Genomic DNA, 13,360 nt, shown 5'->3' on the forward strand with positions numbered 1-13,360 from the left:
AGGGAAAACCGCGCTCTTTACGAGAGAAGAAGCCGCATCATCTTCACATCGTACTCGTCGGGAGAGTCGTCGCCGTCGGCAATTTCGTAGTTCTTCTGAGGAGTCTCCAGCACGAGCGGAACACCGTTTGTCCGCCTGTCGCTCATCAGCCAGTGAAACGGCTCTGCTCCGATGTATCCGTCACCGATGAGCACATGCCTGTCCCTGTTGGATCCCAGCGGCGTCGCACTGTCGTTGAGATGGAAGAACGACGGAGGCTCTCCCGTTTTCTTCTCGAACTCGTCGAGGATCGCGGACAGATCCTTCTTCGATTTCGTTATGTCGTAGCCCGAGCAGAATAGGTGACACGTGTCGAGTCCGTACCCTGTGCGCGGGCGAAGCGACTTCGGGACCTCGGAGAGCATCCACCCGATCTCCTCGGCGGTGCGGCCCATTGTGCGTCCCGCGCCGGCCGTGTTCTCGATGAGAAGCCGCGTTGGCGAATCGATTGTCTCGAGTGCCACGATGATCGCGCGGGCGATTCGTTTTGCCGATGCAGAGGGCTCGCTCGGTCCTGCTGATCCCGGGTGAAAGCACACCTGCCCGACGCCGAGCGCACTCGAGCGCTCGAGCTCTTTCGTCAGACCTCCGCTCGCCCGCGCCCATTTATCGTCGTCCGGCGTCGCGACGCTCAGGACGTACGCAGCGTGCACGATGACCGCCTGAGGCTTGATCTGCGACTCTGCCAGCGCCGCTTTGAACCGCGCAACGCGCTCCGGCTTGATGTTCGACTTGTCCCCGTAGAATTTCGGGATCGCCGTAAAGAGCTGCATCGCCGTCATGCCGGCGTTCGCCGCCCGCCTGACGGCCATGTGGATGCCGCCGTTTTCTATCGTGTGGGCCCCGAGGAGCTTTGACATACTGCGTGGCCGGAGCAGGAAGTGTGCTTGCTAAAATGCAAACGGGGACCGGCTCACCCCGAGCCGGCCCCCGCTTTTATCGGTGCGGAAGTCCTATCTGAACAGCAATCCGACCGAGATTGGAATGAACATCGTGTTCGAGTCGTCCGCGATGGTGTCGTCACTGTCGAAGATCATGTGCCACCTAGCTTCTATTATCGACGTGAAGCCGCTCAGCGGAACCTGGACCCCGGCGCCGATGTTGATACCGCCTTTGTTCTCTGACTCAAAACCGCCGCAATCGCTGCAGCCCACCCGATACAACCCGCCCCCGCCGATGATGTACGGCCGCACGGTTGCCGGCTCGGTCATCGGGAACCTGAAAACCCCGTTAACCGTTGCGGTGAGAATATTGAAATCCACATCCTCGCCGACATCCTGCTCGCTGCCGAAACTGTGGTAGACTACCTCGCCCCGAATCCCGAGAGGAAAATAGGGTCCGTTCCACTCGACCAGACCTCCCGCATGCCACCCCATTTTGACAGCGTCGCCGAAGTCTCCCAGCGGAACTGACGCACCGGCGACAACTCCGAATGCGATGGGATTCCCCTGTGCCTGCAACGGACTCAGGGCAAGCGTCGACGCGAGCGCCGCCGCCCCAACAAATGACCAACCCCTCCACTTGCTTGTACGTGTCATCTTCTGCCTCTCGTTCTTGAGGTTGCGCCACCGTGCGCGAACGCGCACGGACTTGCATCTGTCACTCTCAGGCCACCGCGGTGCGAAACTAGAACCTTCGACCCAAAGCGCAACGGTTATCTCAGGTGCAAACACAAGACGCATACCAGAGCAAGCAAATTGTGGAAAGCGAAATAAGTGATGTTGATATTTATCGCCACACGCCGTCCCGGTATGCAGGCCGTGTGGCGCTCACCCGAGGGTCAGCCGAGTGATCGCTCCACCACACCCGCACTGAATCACCCGCCACCTCGACGGTCGGCTGACGCGCTCGCTCGTTGGCACTCGACACAACCTCGCCAGCTTTGAAGATGTGTCCCATCGAACGTGACACGGCAACACCAACACTCGGTGTGAGGCTGTTTGGATCTTCATAAGCGACAGCCACCCGGTCGCCCGCACCCGAGACGCTCACCCACGCAGGATTGTCGCCGAATACTATCGGCACCGGCGCATGGAATGTCCGCCCGCTGTCCATCGAGTGCGCGAAGAACACGCCACGACCCGCCGCCGGCTCGGCGAAGTACGCGAGGTACACATAGCCGGTTGACGAGTCGGCGGCGATTGACGGAGGCGGTCGCCCGCAACCGCGGATGCTCCTGTCGGTCGAGTCGGCAACAACCGGCGCCGTCCAGCTCTTTCCGCCGTCGGGCGACTGGGACACGAGAAGCACGCCACTGCTGTCCCTTTGCGCCGACCACCAGGCAGCGAGCAATCGCGACCCTTTGCGTGTTGCACGCACCGATGCCGGACATCCGGCAGCCTGCGGCCACACGCTTTCAAATGCCACCGTTGCCGGGAGTCGCGGCCCATCGAGCCTGATCTCGTTCCAGACAATGTCGCCTTCGCTGCACGCGACGACGGACAGTCCGAGCGCCCCCAGCATCACCAGTGTCCACCGGCGCGCGTCCGTCATCGCTCTCCAATCCGTCGGAGGGTATCTTTCGAGGTCCAGACCAGAATCATCTCCAGGAATAATCGCATGGGCGCATCCACCATTCGACCTGCACCCGCCGGCACTTCCGCACCGGCTCCAGCTTCTACCCAGAAACCTTCGCCGGCTTCCACCGGCAGCCAGGCCGCCGCCGACGCTTCGGAATCCGCGGCGTTCGCGCCCGCCGGCGGCGCGCAGTCTTCTCCGGTCTCCGGGTTCAATGGCAACCGCCGCGTTCCCGCGCCCGTCAATGAGCCGGTGAAAAGCTACGCTCCGGGAAGCGCCGAGCGTGCCGCGCTCAAGCAGAGACTGAGGGAGATGGCCGGCGAGCGCGTCGACATCCCGCTGATAATCGGAGGAAAGGAAGTCCGTACGGGCGATCTCGCACAGTCGGTGATGCCGCACAACCACCAGCACGTCCTCGCCGATTACCACCTTGCAAAAGCGTCGAACATCGACGACGCCGTCGAGGCGGCGCGGGCTGCGTCGCGCGAATGGGCTAACTGGGCCTGGGAGGATCGGGCCGCTGTATTTCTGAAAGCAGCGGAGCTTCTCACGACCAGCTGGCGCGCGACGCTGAACGCCGCAACGATGCTGGGCCAGTCGAAAACCGCATTCCAGGCAGAGATCGACGCGGCGTGCGAGCTAATCGATTTCTGGCGATTCAATCCGCACTACGCTCAACAGCTGTACGACCAGCAGCCGCTGAGCGATCACTCGATGTGGAACCAGCTGGACTATCGTCCGCTGGAGGGATTCGTCTACGCCGTCACGCCGTTCAATTTCACGTCGATAGCCGGAAATCTTCCCACCGCGCCAGCGCTGATGGGAAATACCGTTATCTGGAAGCCCGCGTCGAGCGCGATGCTGAGTGGCTACTACATCATGCGTCTGCTCGAGGAGGCGGGACTTCCGCCGGGAGTGATCAACTTCGTTCCCGGCGACGCGGCAACCATCTCGGACAGGCTGCTCGGTCACCACGATCTCGCCGGCGTGCACTTCACCGGCAGCACCGGTGTCTTCAACAGCATGTGGCGGACAGTCGGCGCCAGCATGTCGAAGTACCGCTCGTATCCCCGCATCGTCGGCGAGACAGGCGGCAAGGATTTCATCGTCGCGCACGCGTCAGCCGACCCTGCGGCGCTTTCCGTCGCGATCGCGCGTGGGGGATTCGAATATCAGGGACAGAAATGCTCGGCGGCGAGTCGCATCTACGTTCCTGAATCAATCTGGCCCGAAGTGCGCGACCGTACCGTTGCAATCATGAAGGAGCTGAAGATGGGCGACCCTGCGGACTTCAGGAACTTCATGGGCGCTGTCATCGACAAGCGCGCGTTCGACAAGATCGGCGAGTATGTGGCGCACGGCCGAGACAACGCGCAGATCATCGCCGGTGGTGGAGTGCACGGGGACGAGGGATACTTCGTGGAGCCTACTCTCGTCGAGACGCACGATCCGTCGTACAAGCTTTTGTGCGAGGAGATATTCGGACCGGTCGTGACGGCTCACGTCTACGCCGACGCGAAGTGGGAGGAGACACTCGCGACAGTCGACCAGACTTCGCCCTATGCTCTCACCGGGGCGATCTTCGCGCGCGACCGCGCCGCAGTGCGGACAGCATCTGTCGCGCTGAGGAATGCGGCCGGAAACTTCTACATCAACGACAAGCCTACGGGTGCGGTGGTTGGGCAGCAGCCCTTCGGCGGTGCGCGCGGCTCGGGTACGAACGACAAGGCCGGCTCCATCCTCAACCTCGTTCGCTGGGTGAGTGCCCGAACCATCAAGGAGACATTCTCGCCGCCGCTCGACTACAGGTATCCGTTCATGGCGGAGGAATAGCCTCCGCGTGACGACGACCGCGGCCGCACGCACGCCGATCGGATCGCCCACCCGTTTCGATCCGGAAGAGCTGCGCGTCACGCGGATTCGCGCCCTTCGTGGTCCAAACTACTGGCGCCTCGCACCTGTCATCGCCGGCGATGTCGAGCAGGGTGCACTCGAGAAGGTCACGTCTGCCGACGTCCCGGGTTTTACCGAGCGACTGACGGGCGCAATCCCGTCGCTCGAATCGCACAAGTGTACCCGCGGGCATCATGGCGGATTCATCGAGCGCCTCGTCGAAGGAACGCACTTCCCGCACATCCTGGAGCACGTCGCGCTCGAGCTGCAGACGCTCATCGGGAACGATGTCTCATTCGGTCGAGTGGTTCCCTCAGGCGACGAGGGGGTGTGGTGGCTGATCGTCGCCTACGAGGAGGAACAGGTCGGGCTGCAGGCGATGCGCGACGCGGTCAAGATCGTTCGCGCGTGCATCAGCGGTGAGAAGCTCGACGTCGGGTCGATCGTCGACGATCTCGTTTCGCTTTACGAATCTTCCCGGCTCGGCCCCTCCACCGGGGCGATCGTCGAGGAGGCGCGGCGTCGCGGCATTCCCGTCCGCCGTCTCAACAATTACTCGCTGGTGCAGCTCGGGCTCGGCAGCAATCTCCACCGCATTCAGGCGACGCTCACCGATTCGACGAGCGCGATCGGCGTGGAGATCGCGCAGGACAAGGACGACACCAAGCGCGTGCTGGAGAACATCGGACTGCCGGTCCCCAAGGGTGACGTCGCACGCACGGTCGAGGCCGCGCTCGACCTTGCAGAAGAGATCGGCTACCCGGTGATACTCAAGCCGCTCGCTGCCAATCACGGTCGCGGAATCTCCGGGCGTTGCGCCGACGCAGATGCACTTCGCGCGGCGTGGGAACGCTCGTCCGCTTACGGCTCGCGCATCGTTGTGGAGCAGTTCGCCGAAGGTCGCGACCATCGTGTTCTCGTAGTCAACGGGAAAGTCGTTGCTGCCGCCGAGCGTGTTCCAGCTCATGTCGTGGGCGATGGAAGGCACACGCTGGCCGAGCTGATCGCCAAAGCGAACGAGGATCCGCGCAGGGGTGTGGGACACACGAAAATGCTGACGCGGATTCCCACCGATTCGCGGGCGCTGGAGTATCTCGCCAGAGTCGGACGTACCATGCAGACCGTGCCTGCCGCTGGAGAGATGGTGGCGCTGGCCGCGACTGCGAATCTCTCGACTGGTGGGACGTCGATCGACCGCACCGATGAGATGCATCCGGACAACGTCACCGCCTGCGAGATGGCCGCAGGCGTGATCGGACTCGACATTGCGGGCATCGACGTCCTAACGCCGGACATCTCCATTCCGTTTCGCGAGAACAAGAGCGTCATCATCGAGGTAAACGCGGGTCCGGGAATCAGAATGCACACTCATCCCGCGGAAGGACGAGCGAGGAACGTGGCGGCGCCGATCGTGGATATGCTGTATCCGCCGGGTGTCGAAGCGACGATTCCCGTTATTGCAGTCACCGGCACGAACGGGAAGACGACCGTCACCCGTCTCATTGCCCATCTTTTCCGCGTGACCGAGAACACCGTCGGATTCACTACAACCGACGGTACGTATCTGGGCAACCGCCTGGTGATCGAGGGCGACATGACCGGCCCGTTCTCGGCGAACATCATCCTGTCGAATCCGACTGTCGACATCGCCGTTCTCGAGACAGCGCGCGGTGGAATTCTCCGCGCCGGGCTTGGCTTCGACGAATGCGACGTCGGTGTCGTGCTCAACGTCTCCGCGGATCACCTCGGGCTCCGCGGCATCAACACAGTCGAGCAGCTCGCGGATGTGAAAGGTGTCGTCGCCGCCGTCGTCAAGCGCGAGGGCCACGCGGTGTTGAACGCGGACGATCCGCTGGTTTACGCCATGCGGGATCGAACTCCGGGAGATATCGTGCTCTTCTCCACGAAACCCGAGGGGGAAAGCGCCGAGTTCGAGCAGCATCTGCTGCGCAATGGCATTGGTGCGCGAATAGAGAAGGACACGTTCGTCATCAGGCGCGGGCGCCTCCGCATTCCAATCGCCTCGGTGCGAGAGGTTCCGCTCATGCTGGGAGGAGCGGCGCGCTTTCAGCGCGAGAACGTGCTGGCGGCAATCGCCACCGCTTACGTGCAGGGAATGCGGTACGACGACATCCGCGCCGGGCTTCTCTCTTTCTTCCCTTCTCCGTCGCTCACGCCAGGCCGCCTGAATCTCATGCGCGTCGGCAAGGGTCGCGTGCTCGTGGACTACGCGCACAATCCCGCGGCGATTGCCGGCCTGATGGAATTCGTCTACAACCTCGACGCAGCCCGGCGAATTGGAATAATCACCGCGCCGGGCGACCGGCGCGACGAGGATCTGCGAACCGTCGGCAGACTTTCAGCGAAGCTCGACCGCGTGATCGTCCGCGAAGACAAGTACCGCCGCGGACGTGAGCCGGGCGAGGTGTCTCGCCTCATCATCGAGGGGCTGCACGAGGCCGGAATGACCGACAGTCAGATCGAGATCATCTACAACGAGACTGAAGGTCTCGCGCACGCCGTGAGCCAGATGGAGGACAACGACCTCGTGTTCGTCCTGGCCGACGAGGTTCCTGCAGTGCTCGCGCAGCTGGATCTTCTTTCCGGCGACCGTCACACCTGACTGAATGACTCTGCCCGACGCGTCGGCCGAGCTGCGGATGACTTCGCTCCACGCAACGCGAGGAGCGAACTTCTGGTCGCGGCGCCCGGTCACGCGGCTCGACATTCTGGTCGGTGCGTATGAGGGCATTTCCTCCGCTGAAGTACCCGGGTTTACCGAGACGCTCGTTTCCGCGATGCCCGGACTCGAGGAGCACCGCTGCAGCATCGGGGAGCGGGGCGGGTTCATCACGCGGCTCCAGCGCGGCACATATGCGGCACATATCATCGAGCATGTCGCGCTCGAGCTGCAGAATACAATTGGCCACGAGGCCGGCTTCGGGCGCACCCGCGGCGGCGATGTGGATGGTGAGTACACAATCGTGGTCGAGCATCTTCACGAGGCGGTGGGCCTTCGAGCCGCGGGCCTCGCGCTCGAGATAGTTCAGCAGGCTTTCTCCGGAACGCTTGGCTCCGTCGATTACGCGACGGCAGAGCTCGCCGCGATTGCGCAGACGCCGGACGTCCCTCGTCTGACTCAGCGCGTCGCGTGCGGAATTACCGGAGGGTCCAACCGGGCTGAAGCGCGCGCCGAGCTCGTGCGGCGCGGATTCGGGAACGGAGAGCTGATTGTCGACGTGGCTCCCGCTTATCTTCTGCAGGCAGGACTTCCCTACTCACGGTCCGACATCGCAATCGTGCTCGACACGATGCTGACCGATGTGCCCGAGCGATACCGTGAGGAGGAGCGTGCACAGCGACTCGTGGCGACGGTGGCTGACGCAGTCGAGCGCGGCGGAATAGTCGTTGTGCCGGCGAAGGAATGGGAGGTTCAGGATCTCGTGCGCGACGCCGGCTGTCGCGTGGCGATCTTTGCGCCCGACGCGGACATCACGCGGCGTGACAAGAAGGTGGCGCGCGCCGCGGCATATTGTGACGGAGGGAGAATCATCATCGAGACGCGCAGTGGAGTTGCCGATGGCGGAGCACTTCATGATCATGCGCCGGCAGGCGCGCAGGCCGCGGCGGCCCTCGCGGCATTCACGCTTCACGAGTTGCATCCGCACCGCGCGGCCGCAGCCTCCGCGACGGGTTAGAGCTTGGCAGTAAGTCAGGGACAACTCAATCCCGAGCGGCCGCATGTGGATGTCGACGAACCCACGCCCGGCGCCGGACCGGATTGGCATTCCCGCGCGCACACAGGAACGCTCGTACTGATGGGCGGAGCGACAGACGCGCGGGGTGATGCGCTCGCGGCGTTCGCCGGTCTCGTGCGGGGTACGAAGGGAGGTCCGGTCGTAGGGTTTACGACTGCGTCAGCCAACGTGAGAGCGAGCGCGCGCAGGTGGCGGCGCGCACTTCATACGGCGGGCCTCGAGAGCGTCACGATCCCGGTGGTCGAGAGTCGCGAGCAGGCAAGCGACCCGAGGATCGTAAAGCTGATCGAGGAGTCGAGCGGAATTTTTCTCGGCGGCGGGAATCAGATCAAGCTGATAAGCATCCTGAGTGGCACGCCGGTCGCCGAAGCGATCTGGGCGCATTTCGCGCGCGGCGGGATAGTTGGTGGAACGAGCGCCGGCGCGGCCGCACTTACTGAGCTCACGCTAGCGGGCAACGAGGTGGACGAGGAAGGAAAGCTCGTCGAGCAGTACATCGGTCCCGGCCTCGGGCTTCTCGGATTCAAGAGTCTGATCGATACGCATTTCACGCAGCGCCGCCGGCTTTATCGACTGTTCGTCGCAATAGCAGACAATCCGGAGATCATGGGTCTGGGAATCGACGAGGACACGGCGATGATCGTGAAGGGTGAGATCGCGACCGTCGTCGGCAGGGGCGGGGTGACTTTCGTGGACGGTCGGAGTGTGCGATTCGACAACGCTGACGAAGTGACGAAGGGCCGTCAGCTTACGCTGAGCTCACTGCGCGTTGGAATAGTGGGAACCGGCTACACGTTCAACCTCAGGCACAGGGAACTCGAGGCGCTGCTGGATTAAGCCCCATTGAATGTCTTAATGAGGATAATTAGCATTACTTAATGAACAAGCGCAATCCTCTTCGGCTTAGCGAGCCGCTCCAGATCTACATCACCGCCGACGAGCGGCGAATGCTGGATAACCTCTCTGCGGAGACCGGCCTTTCGAGGGCTGAGATTTTACGGCGTGGTCTACGGACGTTTGCCACCCAGCAAGCGGGGGACAGCGGGCCGATGCATGAGCTGATTTTGTCGCTTCGAGATGCGAAGTGGCCCGTCGACATCGCGACTGACCACGACCGGCATCTGACCGACGCCTACACAGACCGGCACACGCGATGAGCCGGGCCGTGTTCGTGGATACGTCAGGCTGGCTGGCGGCCGCGAGTACCCGCGTGAATCGACACCACGAGGTCGCGCCAGCATACGACGAACTTGTTGCACGGCGCACGCGTTTCCTCACCACGAATCTCGTGGTTGCGGAAATGCACATTTTGATCGTCCGCGAGCAGGGTGCCGACGCCGGGGGCCGGCTCCTCGATGCAATCCATGCAGATCCGATGTACACCGTCATCGCCTCGACCCGTGACCTCGAATCCGCTGCGACGGATCGCTGGCTGCGTCCTTACCGCGATCATCGGTTCAGTCTCACGGATGCCGTGAGCTTCGAGGTAATGCGGACCGAGCGGATCGAAGAAGCATTGGCGCTGGATCATCACTTTGAGATTGCCGGATACCGACTGCTTCCCGCTCCCGCGGCCCGCCTGCCCCGAAAGCGGCCGCGGCCGCGGAAATAATCGGAAGTTGATACCAGATACTCATCGCGACCATGCCGATTGAAATCCGGGTGCTGGGCGCCGGTGATGCGGAGATTCTCGCTCATGTCGCGTCGGACGTCTTCGATGGTCCGGTCGAGACGCGATGGTGCACAGAGTTCCTCGCTGACGAAAGACATCATCTTGTCGTCGCGCTCGACGGCGGGTGCGTGGTCGGCATGGCGTCCGCCGTCCACTACGTGCACCCTGACAAGTCGCCCGAGCTGTGGGTGAACGAAGTGGGAGTCGCCGGGTCGTACCAGGGTCAGGGAATCGGCCAGAAGCTGCTCGCGGCCCTTTTTGCGCACGGGCGGAAGCTCGGCTGCAGCGAGGCCTGGGTTTTGACGGAAGAAACGAACACGGCAGCTCGACGTTTGTACGCTCGCGCGGGGGGCGTCGAGTCACCTACTCTCATGTATTCATTTCCGCTCGACACACAGCGATGATATCGCGTCAAAGGGCCGCGCTTCGACGCCGAAAGCGCTAAATTCCATACAGATGAAAGACCCCATAAACCCGGTTGCATCAGCTTGGAACACTTCGCCGACCGCGAAGGCAAAGAATGCCGTCGAGCGTTCCGTCACTGCGTTGCTCGACGAGCTCGCACCGGAACGCGTGCTCAAACGAGACAGGCAGCTCGCAGGCCCGGTTGAGCAGCACCGAACGCCGACCGGATGTGTCCTCCAGGCAGCCGACGCCGCAGTCAGCGTTTCATGGTTCGCAGGCGCCGGGAATGCACTCGGTGAGCTGCGTATTGTCGTGTGGCACGGGACCGTTCAGCGCCGCGGTGCTCCGCGAAGCCAGAAAGCGGCAAAGATCATCGAGGAGCTCGTGCTGCAGCCGATCGAGCCTCCTGTCGACGACCGTCTGTGGGAAGATGCTGATGGCCGTAAATACAACACCGCTTCCCTTGCGGCGAAATCACTGGCTCTCTTGAAAGAGCAAGTCGGAGCGCACACCTAGCCTTCCGGCGGTCCATTTTCGGACCGCAGTCCACGCTCTTCGGACAGGGTGGCCGCATGGTCACCGATCACGTCGGCATCCTGAAGCGGCAGCCCGACGGGAGTTTGAAGTTCTACATCGACATCTTTGCTGCCAGCCCATCGGCGGCGCCCCGGCGATGAGCCTCAACATGTTCTGACGGTCGCAGCAACTGGCGTTTTGCGGGGGCGTTCCGCATCGTAGGCGCATGTCGCGGACGCCCGAGCAGCACCTCACCATGCTTCGCAATCGCTGCTTCTTGTTCCTGCCGCTCGTCGCGATTCTTCACGCATGTGCGACCGTTCCCTCTACGGGCGCGAATGAAAGCGTTGCAATCGTCGGTGTCACTGTCGTCGATCCATCATCCACACAATCGCCAGCCACCGACCAGACCATCCTCATAGCGGATGGGCTGATCCGCGTGGTGGGCCCTTCATCGACAATCGCAGTTCCCGCCAACGCACGACGAATAGATGCGCGGGGAAAGTTTGCGATCCCGGGACTCTGGGATTCGCACGTTCACTTCATGAACACTGGAGTCACCGCGCTTCCGTTGCTCGTCGCGCACGGGGTCACGAGTGTCCGCGAGATGGGTGGATTCATCGACAGCACGCGAGCGTGGCAGGCGCGCATGAAAGCCGGATCACTCGTCGGCCCGCGCATAATCACACCCGGACCTATTCTAGAAAGCCCCCGTTATCTGGAGGGAGTTGTCCAGCGCAGCACCGGCAGCAATTCGCAGCTGGCCCTTCGGGTGCTGCCTTACCGCCTTCGCGTCGGCGACTCTGTCGAGGCAAGAAAGGCGATCGATTCACTGGTCAAGCTTCGAGTGGACTTCGTGAAGATCAGAACGTCCGCAACTCCCGCGGCGTTCTACGCCACACTTCGGGAAGCTGGGCGAGCGGGACTACGCGTTGCCGCGCATCAGCCGAACGCCGTGACTCTGCGCAGCGCAATCGATTCCGGGCAGACGGATCTCGAGCACGCAATACTCCCTCCCCTGAGCCAGCTGTCCGAAGCGTCGCGCGATTCCATCTACTGGACATTTGTCAAAAACAATGCGTGGTACACGCCGACGCTCACCGTCTCGAGAGCGGTAATGCTCTCCGGCGACTCCGCAGCGCGGGCGATTTTCAGCGATGAGGCCATCCGCCTCGACGAGCGCAGAGCATACGCATCGCGCTGGCTCCTCGGCTGGTGGCGAATGCAGGTGGATGAGCGCGCAGGCGATACGTCATCGGCGCGCGCAGCTCAGGGCGAGGAGGCATATCGAAGCAGCACGAACGACGTTCATCAAATGTACAAGCTCGGCGTCAACATTCTCGCCGGAACCGATGCAGGCTCGGTACTGGTCTATCCCGGCTTTGGTCTGCACGAGGAGCTTCAGCGTCTGGTTGAAGACGCCAGGCTCTCACCACGCAGTGCACTCTGGAGCGCGACCATCGGTCCCGCGCGGTTCGCACACCTCGAGAACCGACTGGGCACAATCTCCGCGGGGAAGATTGCGGACATAGTTCTGCTCGACGCTGATCCGCTCACCAACATCCGCAACACACGCCGGATTTTCGCGGTGGTTCAGGCCGGCCGGGTATTTTCGCGTGCCGCGCTGGACGCCCTTCTCAGCGAAGTGCGATCAGCCGTGGCGCATTGAGAATCTGGGCGCGGCTGCCCGTCATCGTCCGAGCCCTCATCAGCGGCGGTCTGATGGCCACCGCTGGAACTGTCCCGTGGGGACTGATTGCGGGAATGAATCTGAAGCACATGCCGAGTGTGCCCTGGGCAGTGCCCCCTGCGGCGTTGTATCTATGGCTGTTCTGGCGATACGCCCGTGGCGACGGGTGGCCGCGATCAACCGCGGAGGCGCGCCGCAAGAGTCTCAGGGCCAATTCTCTGCCTGGCGAAGTATGGGGCGCAGCCATGTTTGCCGGCGTCCTGGGCCTCATCACCGTCGTTCTGCTTCTGCGTGTGATGAACCGCCTGGTCGTGCTGCCACAGCAGCAGGACGACATCTCGAAGTATCCCCTGATGACAGTGGTCTTGCTTGTGGCTATGGGCTCAGTCGTCGCGGGCGTCGTCGAGGAAGGATCGTTTCGCGGCTACATGCAGGGTCCGATCGAGCGCCGTCACGGGCCGGTGATCGCAATTCTAGTGACGGGGCTCCTCTTTGGATTCGTTCATTTCACACATCCCGAGGTGACGGTGCTCCTGATGCCGTACTACCTGGCTGTCGCCGCCGTTTACGGTCTGCTTGCTTACTTCACGAACTCCATCCTGCCGAGCATGGTGCTGCATGCCGGCGGGAATGCCTTGGCTGCCATCGATCTCTTCGCACGCGGTCGCTCGGAGTGGCAGGCATCGGCGAACCCGGATCCGTTGATCTGGGAAGCAGGCACGGATGCCTCATTCTGGATTTCCGTGGTTGCTTTTCTTTTCGTTGGCTCAGCGGCGGGTTGGGCATACGCCGGGCTTGCGGCCGTCGCGAAGAGCGGCAGGCGTGGTACATCAGACAGAGAGAGGCAGATATTTGAGCGAGAGGTCTGAA

General features: G+C 62.6%; 13 protein-coding genes. 10 read left to right on the forward strand and 3 right to left on the reverse strand.

Going from position 1 to position 13,360, the window contains the following annotated elements; genetic code table 11:
* Positions 1-17: 17 nt before the first annotated feature.
* The 3 genes from VES88_10765 to VES88_10775 form a co-directional block, all read right to left on the reverse strand.
* Positions 18-899 carry a deoxyribonuclease IV gene (locus VES88_10765; protein HYN81974.1) on the reverse strand — a complete coding sequence of 294 codons (882 nt, stop codon included), beginning with the start codon at positions 897-899 and terminating at the stop codon, positions 18-20.
* 93 nt (positions 900-992) lie between these two features.
* Positions 993-1,577, reverse strand: a complete 585-nt coding sequence (locus VES88_10770; GenBank protein ID HYN81975.1) for an outer membrane beta-barrel protein — start codon at positions 1,575-1,577, stop codon at positions 993-995.
* A gap of 190 nt (positions 1,578-1,767) precedes the next feature.
* Positions 1,768-2,532 carry a sialidase family protein gene (locus VES88_10775; GenBank protein ID HYN81976.1) on the reverse strand — a complete coding sequence of 255 codons (765 nt, stop codon included), beginning with the start codon at positions 2,530-2,532 and terminating at the stop codon, positions 1,768-1,770.
* 66 nt (positions 2,533-2,598) lie between these two features.
* On the opposite strand from VES88_10775, the gene pruA reads away from it, so the two are divergent.
* The 10 genes from pruA to VES88_10825 all read left to right on the forward strand — a co-directional run bounded on the left by pruA (position 2,599) and on the right by VES88_10825 (position 13,359).
* The gene (pruA, locus tag VES88_10780; protein ID HYN81977.1) at positions 2,599-4,389 is read left to right on the forward strand and encodes an L-glutamate gamma-semialdehyde dehydrogenase; all 1,791 of its coding nucleotides are present in this window, start codon (positions 2,599-2,601) and stop codon (positions 4,387-4,389) included.
* Between the two features lie 7 nt (positions 4,390-4,396).
* Positions 4,397-7,072 (forward strand): cyanophycin synthetase, encoded by a 2,676-nt coding sequence (cphA, locus tag VES88_10785; protein ID HYN81978.1) that lies wholly within the window; start codon positions 4,397-4,399, stop codon positions 7,070-7,072.
* Between the two features lie 4 nt (positions 7,073-7,076).
* Positions 7,077-8,147 (forward strand): hypothetical protein, encoded by a 1,071-nt coding sequence (locus VES88_10790; GenBank protein HYN81979.1) that lies wholly within the window; start codon positions 7,077-7,079, stop codon positions 8,145-8,147.
* Positions 8,148-8,150: 3 nt separating this feature from the next.
* Positions 8,151-9,044: a cyanophycinase gene (locus VES88_10795; GenBank protein HYN81980.1), complete on the forward strand. Its 894-nt coding sequence runs from the start codon at positions 8,151-8,153 to the stop codon at positions 9,042-9,044.
* A gap of 41 nt (positions 9,045-9,085) precedes the next feature.
* Entirely contained in the window at positions 9,086-9,364 is a 279-nt protein-coding gene (locus VES88_10800; GenBank protein HYN81981.1) for a CopG family transcriptional regulator, read from the forward strand.
* On the forward strand, positions 9,361-9,819 hold the full coding sequence (locus VES88_10805) for a hypothetical protein (GenBank protein HYN81982.1): 459 nt from the start codon (positions 9,361-9,363) through the stop codon (positions 9,817-9,819). Before VES88_10800 ends, VES88_10805 begins: the two co-directional genes overlap by 4 nt.
* 32 nt (positions 9,820-9,851) lie before the next feature.
* Entirely contained in the window at positions 9,852-10,283 is a 432-nt protein-coding gene (locus VES88_10810) for a GNAT family N-acetyltransferase (protein HYN81983.1), read from the forward strand.
* A 52-nt stretch (positions 10,284-10,335) separates the two neighbouring features.
* The gene (locus tag VES88_10815) at positions 10,336-10,800 is read left to right on the forward strand and encodes a hypothetical protein (protein HYN81984.1); all 465 of its coding nucleotides are present in this window, start codon (positions 10,336-10,338) and stop codon (positions 10,798-10,800) included.
* Positions 10,801-11,026: 226 nt separating this feature from the next.
* Positions 11,027-12,469, forward strand: coding sequence for an amidohydrolase family protein (locus tag VES88_10820; GenBank protein ID HYN81985.1), 1,443 nt, complete (start codon positions 11,027-11,029; stop codon positions 12,467-12,469).
* 53 nt (positions 12,470-12,522) lie between these two features.
* Positions 12,523-13,359 carry a CPBP family intramembrane glutamic endopeptidase gene (locus tag VES88_10825; GenBank protein ID HYN81986.1) on the forward strand — a complete coding sequence of 279 codons (837 nt, stop codon included), beginning with the start codon at positions 12,523-12,525 and terminating at the stop codon, positions 13,357-13,359.
* The last annotated feature ends 1 nt before the right edge of the window (position 13,360 follow it).

The sequence above is a fragment of the Gemmatimonadaceae bacterium genome, from assembly GCA_035633115.1.
Taxonomy (GTDB): Bacteria; Gemmatimonadota; Gemmatimonadetes; order Gemmatimonadales; family Gemmatimonadaceae; genus UBA4720.